At 39.9% G+C, this 23,794-nt stretch carries 20 protein-coding genes and 3 pseudogenes; 10 read left to right on the forward strand and 13 right to left on the reverse strand.

The window, feature by feature from the left end:
• Positions 1-261, reverse strand: coding sequence for a hypothetical protein (locus DV428_RS00195; protein WP_005628150.1), 261 nt, complete (start codon positions 259-261; stop codon positions 1-3).
• A gap of 59 nt (positions 262-320) precedes the next feature.
• A complete protein-coding gene (gene glyQ, locus DV428_RS00200; RefSeq protein ID WP_005628151.1) occupies positions 321-1,229 on the reverse strand; it encodes a glycine--tRNA ligase subunit alpha in 909 nt (302 codons plus the stop codon).
• A gap of 198 nt (positions 1,230-1,427) precedes the next feature.
• Here glyQ and DV428_RS00205 point away from each other — a divergent pair, with 198 nt between their 5' ends.
• The 4 genes from DV428_RS00205 to DV428_RS00220 all read left to right on the forward strand — a co-directional run bounded on the left by DV428_RS00205 (position 1,428) and on the right by DV428_RS00220 (position 5,963).
• Complete coding sequence (locus DV428_RS00205; RefSeq protein ID WP_114908271.1) at positions 1,428-3,362, forward strand: TonB-dependent receptor plug domain-containing protein; 1,935 nt, start codon at positions 1,428-1,430, stop codon at positions 3,360-3,362.
• A 73-nt stretch (positions 3,363-3,435) separates the two neighbouring features.
• On the forward strand, positions 3,436-4,221 hold the full coding sequence (locus DV428_RS00210) for a substrate-binding domain-containing protein (RefSeq protein WP_114909563.1): 786 nt from the start codon (positions 3,436-3,438) through the stop codon (positions 4,219-4,221).
• A gap of 27 nt (positions 4,222-4,248) precedes the next feature.
• The gene (locus DV428_RS00215; protein WP_114908272.1) at positions 4,249-5,226 is read left to right on the forward strand and encodes a FecCD family ABC transporter permease; all 978 of its coding nucleotides are present in this window, start codon (positions 4,249-4,251) and stop codon (positions 5,224-5,226) included.
• On the forward strand, positions 5,226-5,963 hold the full coding sequence (locus DV428_RS00220) for an ABC transporter ATP-binding protein (protein WP_114908273.1): 738 nt from the start codon (positions 5,226-5,228) through the stop codon (positions 5,961-5,963). Before DV428_RS00215 ends, DV428_RS00220 begins: the two co-directional genes overlap by 1 nt.
• A gap of 47 nt (positions 5,964-6,010) precedes the next feature.
• Here DV428_RS00220 and DV428_RS00225 read toward each other — a convergent pair whose 3' ends face one another.
• Entirely contained in the window at positions 6,011-6,478 is a 468-nt protein-coding gene (locus DV428_RS00225) for a hypothetical protein (RefSeq protein WP_114908274.1), read from the reverse strand.
• Between the two features lie 156 nt (positions 6,479-6,634).
• Between DV428_RS00225 and DV428_RS00230 the strand changes: the two are divergent.
• Positions 6,635-7,428: pseudogene (locus tag DV428_RS00230) on the forward strand (ATP-binding protein); the annotation flags it as partial.
• 359 nt (positions 7,429-7,787) lie between these two features.
• Here DV428_RS00230 and DV428_RS00235 read toward each other — a convergent pair.
• The 8 genes and pseudogenes from DV428_RS00235 to DV428_RS00270 form a co-directional block, all read right to left on the reverse strand.
• The gene (locus DV428_RS00235; RefSeq protein ID WP_114908275.1) at positions 7,788-8,495 is read right to left on the reverse strand and encodes a hypothetical protein; all 708 of its coding nucleotides are present in this window, start codon (positions 8,493-8,495) and stop codon (positions 7,788-7,790) included.
• Positions 8,488-8,904, reverse strand: a complete 417-nt coding sequence (locus tag DV428_RS00240; protein ID WP_114908276.1) for a hypothetical protein — start codon at positions 8,902-8,904, stop codon at positions 8,488-8,490. Before DV428_RS00240 ends, DV428_RS00235 begins: the two co-directional genes overlap by 8 nt.
• Before the next feature lie 47 nt (positions 8,905-8,951).
• A complete protein-coding gene (gene metH / locus DV428_RS00245; RefSeq protein WP_192882105.1) occupies positions 8,952-12,641 on the reverse strand; it encodes a methionine synthase in 3,690 nt (1,229 codons plus the stop codon).
• A 106-nt stretch (positions 12,642-12,747) separates the two neighbouring features.
• Positions 12,748-13,248: a ferredoxin-type protein NapF gene (gene napF, locus DV428_RS00250; protein WP_114908278.1), complete on the reverse strand. Its 501-nt coding sequence runs from the start codon at positions 13,246-13,248 to the stop codon at positions 12,748-12,750.
• Positions 13,248-13,859: a Tat proofreading chaperone DmsD gene (gene dmsD / locus DV428_RS00255; protein WP_114908279.1), complete on the reverse strand. Its 612-nt coding sequence runs from the start codon at positions 13,857-13,859 to the stop codon at positions 13,248-13,250. Before dmsD ends, napF begins: the two co-directional genes overlap by 1 nt.
• A gap of 36 nt (positions 13,860-13,895) precedes the next feature.
• A pseudogene (locus DV428_RS00260) lies at positions 13,896-14,728 on the reverse strand (dimethyl sulfoxide reductase anchor subunit family protein).
• A 1-nt stretch (position 14,729) separates the two neighbouring features.
• Positions 14,730-15,347 (reverse strand): DMSO/selenate family reductase complex B subunit, encoded by a 618-nt coding sequence (locus DV428_RS00265; protein WP_114908280.1) that lies wholly within the window; start codon positions 15,345-15,347, stop codon positions 14,730-14,732.
• 10 nt (positions 15,348-15,357) lie between these two features.
• A pseudogene (locus tag DV428_RS00270) lies at positions 15,358-17,778 on the reverse strand (DmsA/YnfE/YnfF family dimethyl sulfoxide reductase).
• Between the two features lie 242 nt (positions 17,779-18,020).
• On the opposite strand from DV428_RS00270, the gene DV428_RS00275 reads away from it, so the two are divergent.
• From DV428_RS00275 to DV428_RS00285, 3 genes are read left to right on the forward strand one after another with little or no spacing between them, the layout of a single operon-like run.
• On the forward strand, positions 18,021-19,127 hold the full coding sequence (locus DV428_RS00275; protein ID WP_114908281.1) for a transglutaminase-like domain-containing protein: 1,107 nt from the start codon (positions 18,021-18,023) through the stop codon (positions 19,125-19,127).
• Complete coding sequence (locus tag DV428_RS00280; RefSeq protein WP_005635782.1) at positions 19,102-19,464, forward strand: mercuric transporter MerT family protein; 363 nt, start codon at positions 19,102-19,104, stop codon at positions 19,462-19,464. The genes DV428_RS00275 and DV428_RS00280 overlap by 26 nt, the downstream gene beginning before the upstream one ends.
• Before the next feature lie 8 nt (positions 19,465-19,472).
• Positions 19,473-19,751: a heavy-metal-associated domain-containing protein gene (locus DV428_RS00285; RefSeq protein WP_005644593.1), complete on the forward strand. Its 279-nt coding sequence runs from the start codon at positions 19,473-19,475 to the stop codon at positions 19,749-19,751.
• Between the two features lie 542 nt (positions 19,752-20,293).
• Here DV428_RS00285 and sodC read toward each other — a convergent pair.
• Both sodC and folB read right to left on the reverse strand, forming a co-directional pair.
• Positions 20,294-20,866 (reverse strand): superoxide dismutase family protein, encoded by a 573-nt coding sequence (gene sodC / locus DV428_RS00295; RefSeq protein ID WP_005626862.1) that lies wholly within the window; start codon positions 20,864-20,866, stop codon positions 20,294-20,296.
• A gap of 87 nt (positions 20,867-20,953) precedes the next feature.
• The gene (gene folB / locus DV428_RS00300; RefSeq protein ID WP_065246561.1) at positions 20,954-21,310 is read right to left on the reverse strand and encodes a dihydroneopterin aldolase; all 357 of its coding nucleotides are present in this window, start codon (positions 21,308-21,310) and stop codon (positions 20,954-20,956) included.
• Positions 21,311-21,392: 82 nt separating this feature from the next.
• Between folB and plsY the strand changes: the two genes are divergently transcribed.
• Together plsY and narQ are read left to right on the forward strand one after the other, a co-directional pair.
• Positions 21,393-21,992, forward strand: a complete 600-nt coding sequence (gene plsY / locus DV428_RS00305; RefSeq protein ID WP_114908283.1) for a glycerol-3-phosphate 1-O-acyltransferase PlsY — start codon at positions 21,393-21,395, stop codon at positions 21,990-21,992.
• A 41-nt stretch (positions 21,993-22,033) separates the two neighbouring features.
• Positions 22,034-23,737, forward strand: coding sequence for a nitrate/nitrite two-component system sensor histidine kinase NarQ (gene narQ, locus DV428_RS00310; protein ID WP_114908284.1), 1,704 nt, complete (start codon positions 22,034-22,036; stop codon positions 23,735-23,737).
• The last annotated feature ends 57 nt before the right edge of the window (positions 23,738-23,794 follow it).

The following is a 23,794-nucleotide window of genomic DNA, read 5'->3' on the forward strand; positions in this document are numbered from 1 at the left end:
TTAAAAAATCTCTTTTAATTTGGATTCATCCAAAATAACACGGTCGTCATCTAACAATAACGCCGGAAAGCCCGCATAGCCTTGTGCTTTTGCATCATCAAATGCGGCGTGACGATCACGCAAGCGTAACCATTGTTTCAAATTCGGGATGGAAGATAGTACTTCCACTGACTCATAATCCACGCCCAAGCGTTTTAACTCAGCCACAAATGGCGCAGTATCAGGGCAATCTGCCGCATAATAAAGAATGGGTTTGCTCATTTTGCTCTCCTAAAGTGCGGCCAAATTTCACCGCACTTTTTTTGAATTACCTTTAAATGTTATTTTTTACAACCTGGGAAACCTAAGGCTTCACGGCTTGCATAATAGGCTTCCGCCACGCCTTTAGTTAAGGCACGAATGCGTAAAATATAGCGTTGGCGTTCGGTCACTGAAATTGCTTTACGTGCATCTAACAAGTTGAAGCTGTGTGCTGCTTTTAAAATGCGCTCGTAAGCCGGTAATGGTAACGGTTTTTCTAAAGCTAATAACTCTTGTGCTTCTTTTTCGTATTGATCGAAGCAGTAGAATAAGAAATCTGTGTTTGCGTGTTCAAAGTTATAGGTTGATTGCTCAACTTCATTTTGATGGAAAACATCGCCATAAGTGGTTTTGCCTAATGGGCCGTCAGACCAAACTAAGTCATACACAGAATCTACGCCTTGAATGTACATCGCTAAACGCTCTAAACCGTAAGTCACTTCGCCCGTTACAGGTTTACATTCTAAGCCGCCCACTTGTTGGAAATAGGTAAATTGGGTCACTTCCATTCCGTTTAGCCATACTTCCCAGCCCAAGCCCCATGCACCTAAGGTTGGGTTTTCCCAGTTATCTTCTACGAAACGAATGTCGTTTTTAGTCGGATCGAAACCGAGCATTTCAAGCGAGCCTAAATAAAGTTCTTGAATGTTATCTGGAGAAGGTTTGATTACCACTTGGAATTGATAGTAATGTTGTAAACGGTTCGGGTTTTCGCCATAGCGGCCATCGGTCGGACGACGTGAAGGTTGCACATAAGCAAATGCCATTGGCTCAGGGCCTAAGGCACGTAATGCGGTCATTGGGTGAGAGGTACCTGCGCCCACTTCCATATCAAAAGGTTGCACAATGGTGCAGCCTTGGTTTGCCCAATATTCCTGCAGGGCTAAAATCATACCTTGGAATGTCTTTACGTTAAATTTTGTGCTCATAATCGTTGATCTAATGTGATTAAAAATGTCCGCATTATACTTGAAAGCGTAAGGCGGATAAAGGCGAAAAAGTGCGGTTAAAAAACGAATTTTTTTACAAAATGAACAGAATTTGTAAAGGAAATGAAAATTCTCAACTAGGAAATGAATTTCTATTGTGCCAAAATAACGCACTTTTTAAAAAGAGGAACCAACTTAATGAAAACTAACTTAATTACTACCGCACTTTTATTAAGTGCATCGGCTTTTGTGCAAGCTGAAACTAAAACCGAGCTTGAACCGATCAATGTGTATTCAGCTTACGCAACACCTGTAAACCAAGATCAAACTGCATCATCAGTCACCGTATTAACAGAAAAAGATTTTGCTGAGCGTAATGCGACTTATGTAAGTGATGTATTGAAGACTGTGCCAGGTGTGGCAATGGGAGCAACTGGAGGTCGTGGTGCTGTAACTAGTTTATTTTTACGTGGTGCAAATTCAAAACATACTGCGGTCATTATTGACGGCATTCGCGTTAATCCGGCTGATACTAACTTTGATTTTGGTGGATTAGCATTAAGTAATATTGAACATATCGAAATATTACGTGGTGAGCAATCTGCACTCTGGGGCAGTGATGCTATGGGTGGTGTAGTTTATATCACCACAAAAAGTGGATTATATAAAGACAAGCCATTTAATGCAGATTTTGACTTTGGCACAGGGTCGCACCGTACACGAGATGGTTCTGTTACACTTTCCGGTCAGCATCATGGCCTTTATTATGCGCTTCATGGCGATAGCCATCGTACACAAGGGATTTCTGCGCGTAGCGAACACGTATTTAATTATACGAGCGTATCCGGCATGAAAAGCACAAACGTGCCGGCAACTGAAAAAGACGGCTTCCACCGTGATAACGTGTCTATGCGTTTAGGTTTTGATGATAGTAAAAAAGGAGTGGATTTCCTTGCTTCTCACTCTTCTCAAACCTTGCATTTTGATAATAGTGCAGCAGATGAATTAAAATTTGATGATAATACCCGTACACGCGAAACTCGCTATAAATTAAGCGGTTATTTTGGTAATGCAGAAGATTTATTTGTGCATAAAGCGGCGGTAAGTCACGTTAAAATGGATGCTGATACTGCACAATATAAAAGTTGGGCTTCCGCTGTTGGTAAAACAGAATACGACAGCAAAAAGTTGAATACGAACTATCAACTTGATATTAACTTCGACCGTGAAGGAGAAGTCAAACAAGCCGTCAGCGTATTAGCGGATTATCAAAATACGAAATATATTGCTTCCGCTTACAACTTTGCTGAGAAAAAATTAACCGAGAAAAGTATCGCTGCTGAATACCGTTTATTTACTGAATCTGACCATAGTCTCTCTGTAAGCGGTCGTTATACAGATAACAGCTTATTTGAAAATGCATTCACGGCTCGCCTTGCTGGAGCTTATCGTTTATCACAAAATTTAAAAGCACACGCAAGTATTGGTAAAGCAATCCACAATCCAACATTTATTGATGTTTATGGATGGGGCAATTATACCAGTTGGGCTGCAAACCCAAATTTAAAACCAGAAAAAAGCTTAGGTGGTGAATTAGGTTTATTAGTTGAAAGCAATGACAAACGTCATAGCTTAGATACCACACTCTTTGCCCGTAATGTAGATAATTTCCTTTCTGCAGTCCCAGTTAGAGGTTCTACAGCTTATCGCACAATCAATCGTGACGGTAAAACCAAAATCAAAGGCGTAGAAGTGGCGTATAACGGTAAATTTACCGAGCAGCTGTCAGGTTACGCGAACTATACTTACACCTATATTAAATCTGAAAATGATCAATATGGTTCAAACTACGTTCGCCGTCCAAAACACACAGGAAACCTTGGTTTAGCTTATCAAATCACGGAAAAACTAGGTTCTGATGTGAATGTTTCTTATGTAGGTAAACGCCTTGATTCCGGCGATTTCAAAATGCCATCCTACACCTTGGCAAACTTAGGCTTGAACTACAAAGTGGTAGATAACTTGACAATTTATGCGAACCTCAACAACCTATTCAACAAAAAATACGAAAACGTAGTTGGCTATGGCCAAGACGGTCGCAACGTTTACGTTGGATTGAAAGGATCGTTCTAATTATAATTCATATATAAGGGCGTGCTTAGCACGCCTTTTTACATTCTTGATGGCGTATCGTATCATTATATATATGCAAAAAACTCGTTTAATTTTAACCGCACTTTTCTTGCCCTTGACTTCGCATGCATCGGAGCAATTCGTTTCGCTTACGCTTTGCAGCGATCGTCTTTTGTCGGAAATTGCGCGTCCTGAGCAAATTGCTGCACAGTCTCCTTATTCTAAAAATCCCTTGATGATGTTGGATAAACTCAATGTGGATAAACCAACCCTTGAGCCACAACTCACTGCATTATTGCCCTATCTCGATAAAACGTTTCTGATCAATGAAACCTTTTATCCACAACTTGTAGCAGATTTAAAAAAACTCGGGGCAAAAATTGAGCCGATTAATGACACGCCACAAACGGCAGAACAATTATTTGGGCTAATATTGCACTTGGGCAAACTTACGGGTAACGAAACACAGGCGGAATCTTTAATCGATAAACTTAAATTACAAAATTCTCGCCTCAATCTATCACTCACCGACACATTGATACTTTCAGATACTGGCATTGTAGAAACTTATACGCCACAGTACCCTACTTTACTTAACTTGCTAGGCTTAACCCCGCTAAAAACACCGCTTACGGCACAAAATTTTTCTCTTGAAAAAGTGTTACGAGCTGAGCCAAACGTGTTAATTGAAATCAGTGACCAACAAAGTTACAACGAGCAAGCGGAATTGCTTAAACATCCGCTTTTGCAAAATATTTTTAAAAGTCGACCACACTTTCGTATTCCAATGAAATATACTTATTGCTTTGATCACGGCGTGTGGCAAGGGGCAGAGAAGATTTATCAACAATTAAAATGATATTTGGATTACATAGGAAATTGATCATTGACCAAAACACTAAAATTAAATACAGCACTTTTCTTCGCTTTGCTATTGATTAGCGGCTTTGCTGTTTATCATCAGCTCGGCGATTTTGCCCATCTCAAAAATGCAGATGGTGTGCTCACGGATATGCGCTCGCTCGTATTGCTTGATATTCGCCTACCACGCCTCGGATTAGCTATTTTAACTGGCGCAAGTCTTGCTTTAGCGGGCAATGCAATGCAAGGGATATTTCAAAATCCACTGGCAAGCCCTGGATTATTAGGCAGTAGTGCTGGTGCAACCACCACCAGTGTCTTTTTACTTTACTATTTTTCCGTACCCTTAAGTCTGTTGCTTATTGGCGGTGTAGCTGGTGCATTATCTAGTTTTTTATTGGTTTATTTAATCGCTAAAAATCATGGTACAACGGCGATGATTTTAAGTGGTTTAGCCATCAATATGTTGCTCTCCGCTGCCGTTGCATTGCTACTTTCGAACGCTGAAAGCCCGTGGGCGTTAGCTGAACTCTACCGCTGGCTACAAGGTTCTCTTGTGTGGGCAAAACTTGATACGCTACTCATTTCATTTCCAATCATATTATTGGGATTATTCTGTTTATATCGTGAACGCCGCTATATTGACTTGCTCACCTTCGGTGAAGAAACTGCAAGTACAATGGGCGTAAATCCTAAACGTAGCTTTTTCGTCACGACCTTTGGCGTGGCATTATTAGTTGGAGCAACGATTCCACAAACAGGCACTATCGGTTTTGTTGGCTTAATCGCACCTCACTTTGCTCGCCTATTGCTAAAAAAACGCCCTTCGCAACTTTACATCACCAGTGCATTACTTGGCGCATTATTGCTACTTATTGCGGATCTTTGCGTGCAATATATTCCTGTCTTTTCACATATTTATATTGGCACGCTCATCGCAATCATTGGCGCACCTTGCTTAATTTGGATTTTAATTACGGAGCAACGCAAGTTGGCAAGATAATGATTAGAATCGAAAATCTTTCTCAGCCTTATGGCTTAAACAACATCTGCTGCACGCTTCCTAAAGGAAAACTTATTGGCATTATGGGCGCAAACGGTGCCGGTAAATCAACTTTGCTCAAAACGATTGCAGGAATTTTACCTATTGCAAAAGGTGAAATTTATTTTGGGAATAGCCCGTTAGGCAAAATGAGTACAACTGAAAAAAGCCAGCAACTCGCTTATCTGGCGCAAGATACCAATATTCATTGGGATTTATCGGTTTATGATGTTATTGCTCTCGGCTTAAATTCGCCATTATCATCGGCAAAAGAGCGGTCAAAAATCACGGAGATTTCACAAAAATTTTCGATAGAACATTTGCTTAATAAATCCTTTCAGAAACTATCTGGTGGGGAAAAAGCCCGTGTGCAACTCGCTCGTTGTTGTATCAAAAATGCACCGCTATTGCTTGCTGATGAACCTATCGCACCACTCGATCCCTATTACCAAATAGACATGATGGAACAATTAAGATCGCTGACACCACAGCATACTTGCGTTGTAGCGATCCATCATTTATCCCTTGCATATAAATACTGTGATGAAGTGCTTTTGCTCGACAAGAGCAAAATCATTGCGACAGGCAAAACACAAGCGGTGCTAAATTCAGCAAATCTTGCAAAAGCCTTTGATATAAGCGTGAAATTTGATGAAGAAAGAAGAGAAATTTATGGAATAGAGAAATTGGAAACTTAATTCCAATTTCTCATTTTGCTGAAAGTAAAAGTTATTTTCGAGAAAAATCAACCACCCTTACAAATCAACCAAGGAACTTGCTTGCCTTGTTGATTCTTGTAGTAAATTGAACTTTGAGAGCGCGCGATTAAATCCACATAACTTCCTTGAATCGGATCATACGAACGATAAACCACTTCAAATTTTGTACCACGTGCATTCAGTGTCAGCGTATATGAATGATCAAAAGGCACCGCCTTGCCATTATCTAACTGGAAATAAAACCCGAAGTTATCTTTCATACGGCTTTCACGCGACAGAGGGAAATAAGTCGTCAAATTAGAAATCCCGCCAGTTTCTTTATTATTACAACGATAATGATATGGCTTGTAATTAACCGAATTATTTAACTCAGCTTGGCTAATATTATTCTTTAAAAATCGAGATTTAACCGTCTTCTTCGGCTGATGTGTTGTGGTACAAGCAAATAAACTCACAAGGGCTCCCACAAACAATACCATCTTTAATTTATTCATAAATACAAAATTCCGAGAAATAAGAAAGCGCGTATGATAGCGAAAATTGGGGATTGTGCAAGGGATTGGAATGAGACTAAAAAAACCGCAATAAAAACTGGAAATGTAATTCCAAATACAGGCTAAAAAAACAAATATGGAAATTGACTTCCAATTGACACTCAAGACTTCCAACGGCTTATTCAAGAAAAAATGCCGTCTTCTCAAGAGAAAATCTACTTTCTGATTGATGAAATTCAGTTTGTGGAAGGTTGGCAAAAAAACGTCAATGCGCTTCGCGTGAGTTTTAACACCGATATTGTGATCACGGGTTCCAATGCCAACTTGCTTTCCGGCGATCTGGCGACGCTGTTAAGTAGTCGCTATGTAGAAATCAAAATTTATCCGCTTTCTTTTAAAGAATTTTTACGTTCCAAAAATGTGGATACCCAGTCAAGATTGGTGGATAAACTCTATTCGGAATACGAAAAATATGGCGGTTTCCCCAGCGTTGGGCTGATGAGCCTTTAAAAGAAACGATTTTATCAGGTATTTTTGATTCCATCGCGCTGAATGACATAGCGCATAGAGCTGGCGTGAAAGATACCCATATTCTTAAACGTGATTCTTTTTTGTAGGATAACGGTTTAAGACGACACGCTATTGGTAAAAAAGGCGAGAATTATGCCAATCGCTTAGAAAATATCGTGTTTATTGAATTGCTAAGACGAGGTTATACCGTAGATGTCGGCAAACTTGACAGCAAAGAAATTGATTTTATCGCCCGAAAAGCTGATGAAATTCTATATGTGCAAGTCGCCTTTGAAATCCCTGAAAATACCCAAGAAACAGATAATCTTTTGCATATTAAAGATAACTATAAAAAGATCTTAATTACGGGGAAATATTACGAAAAAACGGAGATTGATGGGATTGAAGTGGTTTATGTGGTGGATTGGTTGCTGCAGTAAATCTAAAAATATTGAAAATTTTCACCGCACTTTTTTGTATTTAACACTTATGCTGGCGCGCGTTTCCTAACGCGAGCCCTAGAAAGTAAATAAAGTGCGGTGAGTTTTTGAGGTGTTTTTTCGTGAAATTAGGTACACGCTAGGAAGCGTGCGCCAACAGATAGGTACAAACAAAGCAAGATAGCGCCAGCGTCCACGCTGGTGCTACTTAATGTAATCATTGCGAATTTTACTCATAGTCTGTTGACAGAACTAATATTCAAAATTCTTTGGATTTTCTGACCGCACTTTTAGATGGGAGGCACAAGCGAGGATGCTTGCGCCATCATCCTGGCTTGTTTAATATGGTAACTATTATCCTATTTATTATTTATTCGGTTTCCTAAATTTCCACCATTGTTCTCTGCATAATCTAGTAGTCCTTCCTTATTATTTATTTTTTTACTATGTATATTTTGATGAGTGCCAGGATTAACAATAGCTATATTTTTAGGGTCTAATACTTTTCTTGGAGCGTCTACTTTTCTTTCTATATGATGAGCATGTGGATATCTTGATAAAGGTTCACCTGTACATTCATCATTTGTTATATTATTCTCTTTTATAACGTTTTCCTTAAATTTTTTAAAATTTTTTCTATTTTTTGACTCTACTAATTCTCTTTCTTTTTCTATTTCTGGGTTATCTCTTAGTACGACAAGACATTTTTCTGTATCTCTAAGTCTCTCTTTTTCTAAAGTATCTCTAGGTTCTTCAATCCTTTTTGCAACCTCTTTTTGTATTGCTGGAACAGATACTAATTTGTTATTACCATTTTCTCTTTTTTCATCATTATTTAACTCATTATAGAATTTATTTACTCCAGCCTTATCGGTTACTAATAAATGTGGCAAGGCTGTTTTATCAATAAATGTTTCTCCTGTATTAGGATCTGCATATCCATTTTTCTTAATTATTTTCCTTGTTTTATCTCCCTCTTTAGTTATATGAGGAGATGCCTCAGGGAAATTTAATGTCATATCATTAGAATTAATTAAAGCTACTTCTTTATCCTTACTATTACACATCAGTCATATTCTCATATAGTTTATTTAGTTCTATAAGTGCATTATCAGAGCCACCTTTATCAGAGTGTATAATTTGAGCTATTTTATTTCTCCACTTTTTAGCTAGCTCTTTATTTAAATATAATTCATCGTCAGCATTTAAGGCTTTCATTCTTGCCTCTCCTTCCATTTTAGTTAGTATAAAAATATATTCTTTTTGTTTAGATACAAATACATTATCTGACCATGGTAGTAGATTTTCTTTAAAGAACATAATTGTATCTAAAATATCTTTATAAGTTGTGGCACTTATTTCCATATTTGGAATTATACTGTTTATATAACTACGTATGTTTTCTATGGTTCCGATTTTTTCCAAATCTTCAATTGAAGAAACTTTCTTAAGTTCATTTATATTTATGTTATTCATATTAACTACTTATCCTATGAGTTATTAAAAATTAATTACAATAAACCCTACTTCATCGCCACACCCAACCATTTCATCATCTCTCTCTCATCCCAACTTTTACGTTTAGCATAATCTTGAGCTTGGTCTTCATCAATGCGACCTAAGGTGAAATAGTTACTTGCCGGGTGGGTGAAGTACCAGCCGCAGACGGAAGCTGCCGGCCACATGGCGTAGCTTTCGGTGAGTTTCATACCGATGCGTTGTTCTACTTCTAATAAATCCCAAATCAAGGCTTTTTCCGTATGTTCTGGGCAGCTTGGATAACCCGGCGCAGGGCGAATGCCGACATAGTTTTCGTTGATTAAACCTTGATTGTCGAATTCCTCTTGCGTGTAGCCCCAAATGCGGGTGCGAAGCTCAAAGTGCAGGTATTCTGCCATGGCTTCGGCGAGGCGGTCGCCCACGGCTTGTAGCAAGATGGCGTTGTAGTCATCGCCTGCGGCTTTGTAGCCTTCCACCAAATCCATTTCTTCAATACCGGCGCACACGGCGAACATGCCGAACCAGTCTTTTTTACCGCTTTCGCGATCGGCAATAAAGTCACTTAAGCAGAAGTTAAATGGGCTTTTGCTGTTTTTGCCGCGTTCCGTTTGTTGGCGTAAGCCGTAAGCCGTGCCAATGGTTTGTGTGCGTTCTTCATCGGAGAATAGCACCACATCATCGCCCACGCGTTCTGCAGGGAAAATGCCTAAAATACCGCTTGGGTTGAGTTTGTGATTTTGCTCTAATTCATCTAAAACCACTTGTGCATCATTCCACACTTTGCGTGCTTCTTCGCCACCTTCTGGATAATCAAAGGCATCAGGATAGCCGCCCATCAAGCCCCAAATACGGAAGAATGGCGACCAGTCGATGAATTTGCGCAGCTCGGCAATTGGCACATTTTTAAATTCCACAATGCCCGTTTGTTTTGGTGTTGGCGGCACATAATCCGCCCATTCGCCACTAAAGCCGTCGAAACGGTTGGCGCGGGCTTCTTCAATGCTGAGTTGTTTACGCAACGGTTTGCGGTTGGCAAAGGATTGTTGGATTTTTTCGTAATCTTTCTTAAACTGTTCCCATAATGCTGCACGCCCTTCCGGGTTCATCAACGTGGCACACACCGTTACCGCACGGGAGGCGTTTGAGGTATAGAACACACCATGTTGCTTGTATTTTGGATAAAGTTTAATCGCAGTATGTTCTTTGGAGGTCGTCGCGCCACCAATCAACACAGGCAAGTCCAAACCTAAACGTGTCATTTCACCGAGGAAGTATTCCATTTCGTCTAAAGATGGCGTAATCAAACCACTCAATCCGATAATATCCGCTTTTTCATCAATGGCGGTTTGAATGATTTTGTCTGCCGGCACCATCACGCCTAAATCGATCACTTCAAAGTTATTACATTGCAACACCACGCTCACGATATTTTTGCCGATGTCATGCACATCGCCTTTCACGGTGGCGATCACCACTTTACCGTTGCTTGAGCCTTTTTGTTTGGTCGCGTTAATAAACGGCTCTAAATATGCCACGGATTGTTTCATTACGCGTGCGGATTTCACCACTTGCGGCAGGAACATTTTACCGTCGCCGAACAAATCGCCCACCACGTCCATGCCTGCCATGAGTGGACCTTCGATTACTTCTAACGGCGTTGGTAATTTTTGGCGGGCTTCTTCGGTGTCTTCGATGATATGCGTGGTAATCCCTTTCACCAGCGCGTGTTTTAAACGTTCTTCCACTGGCCAAGTACGCCATTCTGCGACAGAATCGACCGCACTTTCATCGTTGCCTTGGTTACGATATTTTTCTGCAATATCGAGTAATTTTTCGGTGGCATCAGGGCTGCGGTTTAATACCGCATCTTCCACAATGCCACGCAATTCAGGATCGAGATCGTCATAAATCGCAAGTTGCCCCGCATTCACAATCCCCATATCCATGCCTTGTTTGATGGCGTGATAGAGGAAGACGGCGTGAATGGCTTCACGCATCACGTTGTTACCACGAAATGAGAAAGACACATTCGACACCCCGCCTGAGATTTTCGCATGCGGTAGTGCACGTTTAATACGACCGGTGGCGTTAATGAAATCCACGCCGTAGTTGTTGTGTTCTTCAATCCCGGTGCCGATGGCAAAAATATTCGGGTCGAAAATAATGTCTTCTGGCGGGAAGCCTACTTGGTTGACTAAGATGTTATAGGCACGGGTACAGATTTCCACTTTACGCTCTTCTGTATCAGCCTGCCCCACTTCATCAAATGCCATCACCACAACGGCCGCACCGTATTTACGTACCAATTTAGCCTGATGAATAAATTTTTCCTCGCCCTCTTTTAAGGAAATAGAGTTCACAATCGGTTTACCTTGCACCGATTGCAATCCTGCCTCAATCACTTCCCATTTAGACGAGTCAATCATCACCGGCACTTTAGCTGCATCCGGTTCTGTTGCCATAATGTTGAGGAAACGGGTCATGCATTTTTTGCCATCGAGCAAGGCTTCGTCCATATTGACGTCAATGACTTGCGCGCCGTTTTCTACTTGGTCGATAGCAATTTCAATGGCTTCGGCAAATTTGTCTTCTTTAATTAAGCGTTTAAATTTTGCAGAACCCGTCACGTTATTACGCTCGCCCACGTTCACGAACAGGCTTTCATCATCAATATTGAGCGGTTCTAAACCCGATAAACGCATGGCGGTTTTGATTTGTGGCAATTTGCGTGGTGGGATGTTTTCTACCGCATCGGCAAAGGCTTTAATGTGTTCTGGCGTGGTACCACAACAGCCGCCGATAATGTTCACAAAACCACTTTCTGCCCATTCTTTTAAGTGAGCAGCCATCTCTTCTGCCCCTAAATCATAACCACCAAAAGCATTTGGCAAGCCCGCGTTCGGATGCACAGAAACATAGGTTTCACTGATTTTTGAAAGCTGTTCCACATATTGGCGTAATTCTTTTGGACCTAACGCGCAGTTCAAACCGAAAGTGAGCGGTTTTGCGTGACGGAGGGAGTTATAGAAAGCCTCAGTGGTTTGCCCAGAAAGAGTTCGCCCTGAAGCATCAGTAATGGTGCCGGAAATCATGATTGGCAATTCTACGCCTAATTCTTCGAATACGCTTTCAATAGCAAAAACTGCCGCTTTAGCGTTAAGCGTGTCGAAAATGGTTTCGATCATAATTAAATCCGCCCCACCTTCGATTAAGCCTTTTGTTGCTTGGGCATAAGCCTCCACCAACTTCATAAAAGTCACATTGCGGAAACCGGGATCATTTACATCGGGTGATATGGAAGCCGTACGGTTTGTTGGCCCTAACACGCCCGCGACAAAGCGAGGTTTTTCTGGCGTGCTATATTTATCTGCTGCCAAACGAGCTAATTTTGCACCAACAAAATTGAGTTCATAAGCGATAGATTGCAAATCGTAATCCGCTTGAGCAATCGTAGTTGAACTAAAAGTATTGGTTTCAATAATATCTGCACCCGCTGCCAAATATTTCTCATGAATAGCGGAAATTAGCAGCGGTTGAGTCAATGTCAGTAAATCATTATTACCGCGTAAATCGACCGCACTTTCCTTAAACTTCTCGCCTCTAAAATCAGCTTCTGTCAGTTTATATTTTTGGATCATCGTCCCCATCGCACCGTCTAAAATGAGAATGCGATTTTCTAGAGCTTGTTTAAGTTGAGCGGTTTTATTCACCATAATTATTTTGTTCCGTAAATCTTAATAAATAACTACGGAATAATAGGTGTAAGGGTTAGAGGTGTCAAATGTTAGAAGGAAAGTGCGGTTGGAAAATTAAGGTTTTTTATTTAAGTGTAATGGCTGCGACAAAACAGGTAATTTTACATTCTCCGCACCCATTGCAACGTTCATTATCAATCTCTAAAGTGCTGGAGATTGCTTGTTGTGGGCAAGCGGTTTGGCAGTCTAGACAGGTTTGATTTTGTAGGATTAAACAGGCTGAGGAAAATTGTGGACGAAGTAATGTATCTGCTGGAAAATTAGGATGTAGTGCATTTGTCGGACAAACTTCTGCGCATTTACCACACAAATCACAAGGTGCGTAGTCAATTTCAAGGGTGGCTTGTTGCTGTTTTAGTTGAATTAAACCATTAGGGCAAGCTGAAGCGCATTCCCCACAACCATTGCAGACGGCGGAAAATAAATCTTCTCGTGCTGAAAAGGGAGGACGAGACTGCGTTTTTTCTATTGTTGATTTTGTAGCTGGAAATACATGACGCAATAGTCCTCTACGAGAAATGTGATGGTGGCTTAAATAAGCCTGATAATAGGCTTCGTTTTTCATTATCGATAAAATCTTACTGTCGGTACATTAATATGTAAATCTACTTGCCATTGTTGTAAAGTTTTTATGGTAAGTAATGCAAGAGCTTGATAAAAATCAGAATTTTCTATTTTGCTTAGTTGTTCAAGGAAATGATACGCCCAAGTTAAGAAGTGTTCACGTAGAAATTCGATTAATAAGTGCGGTCGATTTTCTGCTAAATATGCAGCAAGCATTAGCATTAAGCCAATATGATCTTCTGGTTCATCTTGCTGTGCTTGAAAAGCAATTTGATGATGTTTTAAAAAATCACGTAATGCCAATAATGAATTTCCAAAAATTACACATTCAGGATCAAGATAAACCGATCCCCAAGGTGGCGCTACCAATTCATTTGGACCAATAAAGAGGTTTTGATATTGCTCTGTAAGGTCTTGTGTTAAACCTTGGTTGATAAGTGCGGTAATTTTTTCGCATGCTTTTTCTTCCAACGGAATTTCCCATTCTTCCGTCCAAGTTGGTTGGCGAAAGAAATCTAAAACACCGGCAATACGCGAATCACTAGGTTCATAATAAAAGGATGCTCCTAGCAAACGTCCGTAAAGGGAAATTTGTTGAAACGTGTTTTGCATAAAATCTCCGAAAATCTAACCGCACTTATTTAGATACTAGCTACCAATCGCCATACCATATGTCATGTGTAATCCATAAAATAACGCACGACCAATGCCTTCAGCAACAAAAGTTAAAATAACTCCACCCCATAATAAACCCGCATTTTTAGCACGGAAGAATAGGAATGACGCAATAGCTAATAAACATAAACGTACAGCTGCCATCACCGCATAATCTGGCACGAGATCTGCTGCATTTTGGATCGCACTATGAATACCTTGTAAATGAAAGCCTTGATATATACAAACCACGGCAGCACATAACACTGCAAAGGCAAATAAACCTGGTACAAAGTTAAGTTGATAGCTTTGTTGTTTATTTGGCATTAAAAGCGCATAAGCTAAAGCCAAACCGCCTAATGCCACGGTGAAATAGAATAACCAAGAAGTCAGGACAGTATTCCACGCTGACAATATGATAAACCTGATTCATCATATACATAAAACAAAGCCCAGTAAGTGCGGTCAAAATTCGCCACACATTTCCAATGGGAGACTGGCATTTTACCTAAAATAGCAATCAGCCAATATAATCCTGCCAAACCAAAGAATACTGCACCTGAGGCGATCTCGTTACTCAGCATCGATTCACCAACTCGATTAAGTGAGTTAAACGCCCGCACTGGTGTTCCCAAATGCATGACCGAAGCGATAAAACCTAAACCTAAAATAGACAAAATCACAAACATCGCTTTATGAATGTAAGCTCTACTTTTGTCATTTTTTTCACCCAATAGCACAAAAGTAAAAACAAGCCAAGCACCGACCGCACTTTGAGCTAATACTGTGAAAAAAACTAATGGAAGTTCATGTAATCCAGCGTTCATCTTACACCTCTCTTGGATTGCCTAAGAATCCGCTTGTGTCGCCACTTGGACGGGAATTTTTGTTTGGTTTTACCACTAAATTTGGATGAGTAATCTCTGCTGGCGGTAATGGCGCAATAGAAGCTTGCTCGCCATATTTAGCTCGCAACTCGTCAATTGGTGCAAAATCAAGTGCTCGCAATGGACAAGCATCCACACAGATTGGTTTTTGTCCTGCTTTCACACGAGAATAACATCCATCACATTTTGTCATATGACCTTTTTGTGCATCATATTGCGGCGCATCATAAGGACACGCCATATGACAATAACGGCAACCAATACAAGTTTCTTCATTTACAATCACAAAACCATCTTCATTTTTGTGCATCGCCCCAGTTGGACAAACTGCTGTGCAAGCAGGATTTGCACAATGGTTACAAGAGATAGACATATAATAAGCAAACACATCTTGATGCCAACATCCATCTGATTGTTGATTCCATGTGCCCCCTGTGTACTCATAAATCCGACGAAAATTCACGTCTGTACCTAAATCTTTGTAATCTTTACAGGCTAATTCGCAAGTTTTACAGCCTGTACAGCGATCCGAATCAAAATAAAATCCATATTGTTTCATAATTCACTCCCTACAAGCGTTCCACTTGAACTAAATTAGAATGTTGTGGATTACCTTTTGACAATGGTGAAGGTCGATGTGTAGTCAGTGTATTAATACTACCACCATGGTCGATTTGATCCCCATTCATATTCGCTTTGTGCCATGCTCCTTGTGGCATTGCTAACACACCAGGCATAATGCGAGGCGTAACTTTAGCGGCAATACGGACTTCGCCATTTTCATTAAATACACGAATCATTGCACCATCTTGGATATTTTTAGCTTGTGCATCAATTGGGTTAATCCAAATTTCTTGTCGATTTGCGGCTGCTAAAATATCCACATTACCATAAGAAGAATGAGTACGAGCTTTGTAATGGAAACCAATCATTTGGAATGGATAATCTTTGCGTTTCGGATCATCTACACCGTTGAAGCCTGCATGGTAAATTGGTAATGGATGAATCACATCGTCCTCTTCCAATTCCCACGTTTGCGCAATTTTAGCTAAAGCTTCCGAATAGATTTCAATTTTGCCGGACGGAGTTTTTAATGGATTTTTTTCAGGATCCTCCCTAAAAGCTTTGTACGCAACAAAGTGCCCTTTGGGATCACGTTTTTTGAAGATACCAATTTTCTTCATATTTTCATAATCAGGTAAGTCTTTATCTTTTTTCATCATTTCTGAATATAAGAACTTAATCCAATCTTCTTGTGTTTTGCCTTCTGTGAATTTGTCATACACATCTTGTCCGAGTCGTTTAGCAATCTCACTGGCGATTTCGTAAATAGGCTTACGTTCAAACTTAGCGGTAGTAGCCGGTTGCCCAAAAATTAAATAGCCCATATTTCCAGCATATTCGTTTGGCGTGAGATCGGCTTGTTCAGTGATCATTAAATCGGGTAATAAAATGTCGGCATATTTGGCAGAATCTGTCATAAAATTTTCAATGACAACAATCATTTCACATTTGCTTTCATCTTGTAGAATGCGATGCGTTTTATTGATATTAGAATGTTGATTGGTGATGGTATTGCCTGCATAGTTCCAAATAAATTTAATCGGTACATCTAATTTATCCTTACCTTTGACACCATCACGAAGTGCGGTCATTTCAGGACCTCTTTCTATGGCATCCGTCCACATAAACACAGAAATTTTAGTTTTCACTGGATTTTTTAAGGTTGGAAATTTGACATTCGTAATCTTGTAAGTATCTTCACGCGCACCTGAATTACCGCCATGAATCCCCACATTCCCCGTTAAAATAGCTAACATTGCGACCGCTCTTACACCGAGTTCGCCATTGGATTGGCGCTGAATACCCCATCCTTGAACAATACAGCAAGGTTTTGTCATCGCAATTTCACGTGCAAGTCGAATAATTGTGTCTTCTGGAATGCCGGTAATTTTAGCTGCCCAGCTTGGTGTTTTTGCAACGCCATCTTCACCATAGCCGAGAATATAAGCTTTATAGTGAGCATTTTTTGGCGCACTTGGTGGCAACGTTTTTTCATCATACCCCACGCAATATTTATCCAAAAATGCTTGATCAACTAAATTTTCACTAATCATCACATATGCCATTCCCGCCACCAATGCAGCATCGGTACCTGGACGAATTGGCACCCACTCATCTTCACGCCCTGCGGCAGTATCGGTGTAACGAGGATCAATTACGATCATTTTCGCTTTTGAAATTTCACGAGCTTGCTCTAGATGATATGTAATACCACCACCGCTCATACGTGTTTCCATCGGATTGTTGCCGAAATATACAACTAGCTTACTGTTAATAATATCCGATGTTGCATTGCCTTCATTTGAACCATAAGTGTAAGGCATTGCCATAGAAACTTGAGCACGGCTGTAAGTGCCGTAATAGCTTAAATAACCGCCATAACAATTCATCAAACGAGCAAAGGGCGAAGTCGGCGCGGCAGAACGGAGCATATTTCCTGCACTTACACCTGAGCTGTAATTAATATACACAGCTTCATTACCGTATTCCTTTACAATACGTTTGAGGTTATCTGCAATCGTGTCATAAGCCTCTTCCCAACTGATACGTTTAAATTTCCCTTCTCCTCGTTTGCCAATTCGTTTCATTGGGTATTTTAAACGGTCAGGATGATTCATTACTCTGCGAATAGAACGTCCACGCAAACAAGCACGAACTTAGTGATTTCCATAAATATCGTCACCAGTATTATCCGTTTCGACTCGATAGACTTCGTTATCTTTCACATGTAAACGAAGCGCACAACGGCTGTGGCAGTTACCAGGACAAGTATTCCACACCACTTTTTCTGTGGATTCTACAATCGGTTTAGTTTCAGCTTTGGAAGTGAAAGGAAGAGATAATTGGGAAACCGTAGCCAGAGCGGCACTAGTTTTAAGAAGTTGTCTGCGATTAAGCGCAAAAAAGTTTGGATTATTTTTATCCATAATCATATTCTCCCGGAATAATGAAGTGATGCTTTTCAGTGTAAAGAAAAAAGGTTCAGATGATTGTTGATAAAAATCAAAAAATGATAAATCACCAATCTGGTCGGATCAGTATTACATTTTATTTATTTCATATTGCTCAATTGACGAGCACCTGAAAAATCCGTTAGCATATCGCCATCCACAATTAGTTTATCTAATGTGTTAAGTTTTAACTGTTAACTAACTAGAAGGATCTTTTCATGAAGAAACTTATCGCCACTGTGGTGCTCTCCGCATGTTCCATGGCTTACGCCAATACTGACATTCCAAACTACAATACCGATTCTCATCTGTATGAATTCACTCAAACCTATGACCTAGTTGCACCAAAAGGCTCACAAGGACAAACCAATTTATGGGTTCCGTTGCCATTTAATGGGGAATACCAACAAGTGAAATCGATTCACTTTGAAGGTAATTACATGAATGCCTATGTAACAGAAAACAATAAATACGGTGCGAAAACCTTATTTGCCACTTGGGATAAAGATGCACAAAAACGCGATTTAAAAATCACGATGGTGATTGAAACCAAAGATCGTGAACCAATGGTTAAAGGTGCGTTGACGAATTACACGCCACCAAAAGACGTTCACTATTCTGTTGATGTACAAGAATATTTAAAACCGACTCAACATATTAAAACAGATGGTATTGTGAAACAGTTCGCCGATAAGATTGTAGGCACTGAAACCAATCCATTGAAAAAAGCTGAGTTGATTCACCAATGGATCGTCAACAATATGGAACGTGATAATTCTGTATTAGGTTGTGGCGACGGCGATGTAGAAAAAATTCTTACCACTGGCGTATTAAAAGGTAAATGTACCGATATTAACTCTGTATTTGTGGCACTTGCTCGTGCGGCAGGCATCCCAGCTCGTGAAATTTTTGGTATTCGCTTAGGTGCGGCAGAGAAAATGGGCAAATATTCCAAAGGTGCTTTCGGTAGTGCAAATGAACAAGGCATCGCAAACGTAAGTGGCGGTCAGCACTGCCGCGCTGAATTCTACCTTGCAGGGTTTGGTTGGGTACCAGTTGATTCCGCAGACGTTGCAAAAATGCGTTTAGCAGAGAAAAAATCTGTTGAAGATAAAGATACACAAGCCGTAGCAAAATATTTGTTTGGTAACTGGGAAGCAAACTGGGTGGGATTTAATCATGCCCGTGACTTCGATTTATATCCACAACCAGAACTGGCTCCAATCAATAACTTCGGCTATCCGTATGCTGAAGTGGGTGGCGATCCATTAAATTCCTTTGATCCAAAAGAATTTAAATATGACTACGTCTCTAAAAAACTCTAATAAATCCTTTTGGGTTGCGATTGCCACCGCACTTAGCGCCGCGGTGGCATCAACTTTGTGCTGCATCGCACCATTAATTTATTTAGTGTTCGGCGTATCGTCTACTTGGTTGATTGGCTTGGGCGAATATGATTATTTGCGTATTCCCATGCTCATTATTTCATTATGCGCCTTTGCCTATGGATTTTGGCTGTTGATGTTTTCCAAAAAAATCATTTGTAGCAAATATATTTCCCGTAAAAAACTCATCGTTTTATATTGGATTGTATTTATCGTGATGATTTTTTTCTTAACCTATCCAACAATTTTGCCTTGGATTTTAGAATTAGCTAATTAGGAATAAAAATGAAGAAATTATGTACCGCACTTTTACTTTCGCTGTTTGCAATCTCTTTCGCTCATGCGAATGAAACCAAACAAATTGTGCTAAAAGTAAAAGAAATGAATTGCCAGCTTTGCGCTTACTTAGTCAATAAAGAACTGCGTAATATTGATGGCGTGATTTCAACAAAACCATCCATTAAAGATGGTTTAGTGACGGTTGTGGAAGATCCTAAAGTCACAAACCAGCAATTATTCGATGCGATTCATAAGCTGAAATATACTGCTGAAGTCGTAAATTAAATGCTAAATATCTAGCAAAAAAAGTGCGGTTAATATTGAGAAGTTTTAAAACTCTTTGGAAATTGACCGCGCTTTATATCTGAACATTTTAAATTACATTCTACTCAAATATCAATCTATCCAATATTTCTAAACATTACTTTTTTGAAACGTCTCGAATATTACCATCGCTTATTTCTAGCTTCAATTATCAAAACTAGAGTCGCCATTGCAGCAGATCCATTTAGCCAGAAATATGCCATTTTCTTAAAATCAGAAAAAGAATAACTATCAACTTTTAGAAGTAGTTCAAACAAACTAAATGCTAATGTAGAAAATGTAAAACAAATAATAAATATAATTACCCAAAATATAAGATATTGAAGTAATAGCTTAGTTTTCAATATTCCTCCCGATATATCGGCTCGTTATTATCGATATATATTACTTACTTTAACTATGTTCATCAAACCACTACTAATGGCTAGATATGATGTTGCATCGAGTTTAAACACAAAGTGCGGTCAAACTTGACCGCACTTTTTTATCTTTAAAAAATCGACTTATTTAATCACGCCACATGCCATACGTGGGCCGCCACCGCCAAGTGGAGCTGGATGATCGGAGTGATTATCACCACCAGCGTGGATCATAATAGAGTGACCGCGAACATCATCTAAATGTTTAAGACGTGGCGCTAAAACAGGATTAGTTGCAGTGCCATCATGTAATACAGTTAATGCCGGTAAATCACCTAAGTGTGCATCATCTTGCCATGGGTAACCGTGTTGTTTTGCACCTTTAGGATCCCAGTGACCGCCAGCGCCTAAACCTGCTGTCAATTTACCCTCTTTTTCTTTTGGCTCACAGCTTGGGTTTTCATGGATGTGGAAACCATGTAAGCCTTCGCTTAATCCTTGTAAATTAGGGGTAAACACAAGGCCATAGTTAGATTCGGTAATAGTCACTGTACCCACATCTTTGTTACCGTTTACTGGATCAAGTTGCTGCACTTTCACTTCAATAGAAGCACCTTTTGGTGCCATATTGTGATCATGATTATGCTCATGTGCTTGCGCCACACCAACTGAACATACCGCACTAACCGCTAGTGCTAATAAGGTTTTCATATTCATTGCAATCTCCTTTATTGCAGTAAAAACTCATGATTATTTTAGTCAATTTCGTTTAAAAAGCCGACAAGTTTTTACGAAAATTTCACATTATTTTAAACATCCACGTACAATCAATACGCCAACATTTCGAGCTTGCGCTACGGCTTTCGGTTTACTCAGTTTAATTTTTAATCCTTGAAGTTGATAACGTGACTCAAGCAAATCCGCCACTTCATAAGCCACTCGCTCAATCAACAAGAAAGGTTTGCTTTCCACATAATCAATTATCACTTGGCTCACTTCAGCATAATTCAAACAATATGCAACATCATCCGTTTCCGCCGCTTGTTTACAATCCCAAGCCATTTCCAAATCAAACACAAGTTTTTGCTTAATTTGCTGTTCCCAATCATATACGCCAATTTGAGCAAAAACAGTCAATTCTTCAATAAAAACACGATCCATAAGATTTCCTCTAAAATTATTGTAGGCGTATGCTATCAACTTTGGGTAGAATAACGAATAATTTTTCTTGCTGGAGTACAAAATGAGCCTTTTTGCCCTTTTTTATATGCTTTGTGCCTATCTTTTAGGCTCTATTTCCAGTGCTATTCTAATTTGTCGCGTTGCAGGCTTGCCTGATCCTCGTCAAAATGGATCAAACAATCCAGGTGCGACAAATGTACTTCGTATCGGAGGCCGCTGGTCTGCTCTCGCCGTACTGATTATTGATATTTTAAAAGGCATGACGCCAGTATGGGTTGGTTACTATTTAGGACTCACACAATTTGAATTAGGCATGGTCGCACTAGGTGCTTGCTTGGGGCACATATTCCCAATATTCTTCCAATTCAAAGGCGGCAAAGGCGTCGCAACCGCTTTCGGTGCGATTGCTCCAATTTCTTGGGCTGTAGCGGGTTCTACATTAGGCACTTGGGTCTTCGTTTTTCTTATCAGCGGTTATTCTTCATTAAGTGCGGTTATTTCTGCTTTACTTGTGCCTTTTTATGTGTGGTGGTTTAAACCTGAATTTACTTTTCCCGTTGCCTTGGTCTGTTGTCTATTAATTTATCGTCATCACGATAATGTTCAACGTTTATGGCGCGGTCAAGAAGATAAAGTTTGGGCTAAATTTAAAAAGAAATAAAAAATTCACCGCACTTTTCTAAATTTCCACTGGAGTTTCCTGTGCATACTAAAGGTTCCGTTTCCACCCGTATTGCGAAATATTTATTTATCATTCTTATCGTTGCTGGTGTGATTAGCTCGCTAAGTTTGGCAATTATGAGCAGTAATAAATATGACGCAGAAGCCATTAATATTTCAGGTTCTTTGCGGATGCAAAGTTATCGCCTGCTCTATGAAATGCAAGAACAACCAGACAGTGTGGAAACGAACTTACGTCGTTATCATATAAGCCTTCATTCATCTGCTTTACTAGAAGTTCAAAATCAATTTTTCACACCGAATGTATTAAAATATTCCTATCAAAACATTTTGCAACGTTGGACGAACATGGAAAAATATGCCCGCCAACACGATGTAAAAAACTATAGTAATCAGCTCACTGACTATGTGGCAGATGTTGATTATTTTGTGTTTGAGCTACAACGTTTTAGTGAACAAAAATGGATTTTGGGCGTATCGGTACTTTTTTTCGCGATGTGGTTAATTTTACTCATGGTGTCTTATGTAATTTGGTACACACAGCGGGAAGTCGTAAAACCACTGCACTTAATGACGAAAGCCAGTATGCAAGTGCAAATGCGCCAATTTAATCACATCCCGCTTGATACAACGAAACAAAATGAACTCGGTACATTGGCGCGTATCTTCACACAAATGTCCACGGAGCTTGGTCAGCTTTATTCACGTTTGGAAGAAACAGTAAACGAAAAAACACAAAAGTTACGCCAAACCAACCGCTCTTTGACGACCCTTTATCAAAGTTCTCAAATTCTTAATGCCAACACGATCAACGATAAAGTATTAAACCAAGTGCTTGACCACATTCTGGTCAGCGAGAATTTGAAATATATCAAAGTTGAAGTTATGGGTGCAGAGCATTGGGATATTGCTTTTGGTACTCAAGATTTAGACTGCTCTTTGCAAACTGAGACACTTTCTGTCGATAATGAAGAATTCGGTGCACTCTCTTGGCAAGCAGGATTGCCTTGTCCCGATCCGAGAATGATGCAAAACCTTGCTCAAATGCTTGGGCGAGCCCTTTATTTCCAAAAAAGTTTACGCCAACAAGAACAGCTCTTATTGATGGAAGAGCGGTCAATTATCGCGCGAGAACTACATGACTCGTTGGCTCAAGTGCTATCGTTTTTACAGATCCAACTTACATTACTTAAACATAACTTGAAGAAAGAAGGCGATTCATCCAAAGAACAAAGTTTGGTCATTATTCGTGATTTTGAACAGGCTCTTTCGAGTGGATATGCACAATTACGCGAGCTTTTAGCCACTTTCCGTTTAACTATACAAGAAGCTAATTTACAGCTTGCGCTAGAACAAGTGATTGAGTCATTACGTTCACAAACAACGATGCAAATGAACGTTAATTGTCAATTGCCATCACAAAGTTTGAATCCACAACAACTGGTTCACGTGCTACAAATTGTACGCGAAGCGACCACCAATGCGATCAAACATTCTCAAGGCACAGCAATTGAAATTAGCGCCAAAATTAATGCAGAAGGCGAATACGAAATTTTAGTTGAAGATAATGGTATCGGTATTCAAGACCTTGAAGAACCTGAAGGTCATTATGGGTTAAATATTATGACTGAACGTAGTCGCCAACTTAACGCAGAATTTAACATCATCCGTCGCGAACAAGGCGGTACACAGGTGAAAATCACGCTTCCACACGCATTATGTTGATTACGGTGGATATAATTATTCATAGCAGCTGGCATAAAAGATAAATTTTTTATGCAC

This window comes from Haemophilus haemolyticus, from assembly GCF_003352385.1.
GTDB classification, from domain to species: Bacteria; Pseudomonadota; Gammaproteobacteria; order Enterobacterales; family Pasteurellaceae; genus Haemophilus; species Haemophilus haemolyticus_I.

Excerpts from the sequence above, each read along its gene's own strand:
- DV428_RS00195 (WP_005628150.1), bottom strand. The coding sequence starts at position 261 with ATGAGCAAACCCATTCTTTATTATGCGGCAGATTGCCCTGATACTGCG.
- glyQ (WP_005628151.1), bottom strand. The coding sequence starts at position 1,229 with ATGAGCACAAAATTTAACGTAAAGACATTCCAAGGTATGATTTTAGCC.
- DV428_RS00205 (WP_114908271.1), top strand. The coding sequence starts at position 1,428 with ATGAAAACTAACTTAATTACTACCGCACTTTTATTAAGTGCATCGGCT.
- DV428_RS00210 (WP_114909563.1), top strand. The coding sequence starts at position 3,436 with ATGCAAAAAACTCGTTTAATTTTAACCGCACTTTTCTTGCCCTTGACT.
- DV428_RS00220 (WP_114908273.1), top strand. The coding sequence starts at position 5,226 with ATGATTAGAATCGAAAATCTTTCTCAGCCTTATGGCTTAAACAACATC.
- DV428_RS00225 (WP_114908274.1), bottom strand. The coding sequence starts at position 6,478 with ATGAATAAATTAAAGATGGTATTGTTTGTGGGAGCCCTTGTGAGTTTA.
- DV428_RS00235 (WP_114908275.1), bottom strand. The coding sequence starts at position 8,495 with ATGTGTAATAGTAAGGATAAAGAAGTAGCTTTAATTAATTCTAATGAT.
- DV428_RS00240 (WP_114908276.1), bottom strand. The coding sequence starts at position 8,904 with ATGAATAACATAAATATAAATGAACTTAAGAAAGTTTCTTCAATTGAA.
- metH (WP_192882105.1), bottom strand. The coding sequence starts at position 12,641 with ATGGTGAATAAAACCGCTCAACTTAAACAAGCTCTAGAAAATCGCATT.
- napF (WP_114908278.1), bottom strand. The coding sequence starts at position 13,248 with ATGAAAAACGAAGCCTATTATCAGGCTTATTTAAGCCACCATCACATT.
- dmsD (WP_114908279.1), bottom strand. The coding sequence starts at position 13,859 with ATGCAAAACACGTTTCAACAAATTTCCCTTTACGGACGTTTGCTAGGA.
- DV428_RS00265 (WP_114908280.1), bottom strand. The coding sequence starts at position 15,347 with ATGAAACAATATGGATTTTATTTTGATTCGGATCGCTGTACAGGCTGT.
- DV428_RS00275 (WP_114908281.1), top strand. The coding sequence starts at position 18,021 with ATGAAGAAACTTATCGCCACTGTGGTGCTCTCCGCATGTTCCATGGCT.
- DV428_RS00280 (WP_005635782.1), top strand. The coding sequence starts at position 19,102 with ATGACTACGTCTCTAAAAAACTCTAATAAATCCTTTTGGGTTGCGATT.
- DV428_RS00285 (WP_005644593.1), top strand. The coding sequence starts at position 19,473 with ATGAAGAAATTATGTACCGCACTTTTACTTTCGCTGTTTGCAATCTCT.
- sodC (WP_005626862.1), bottom strand. The coding sequence starts at position 20,866 with ATGAATATGAAAACCTTATTAGCACTAGCGGTTAGTGCGGTATGTTCA.
- folB (WP_065246561.1), bottom strand. The coding sequence starts at position 21,310 with ATGGATCGTGTTTTTATTGAAGAATTGACTGTTTTTGCTCAAATTGGC.
- plsY (WP_114908283.1), top strand. The coding sequence starts at position 21,393 with ATGAGCCTTTTTGCCCTTTTTTATATGCTTTGTGCCTATCTTTTAGGC.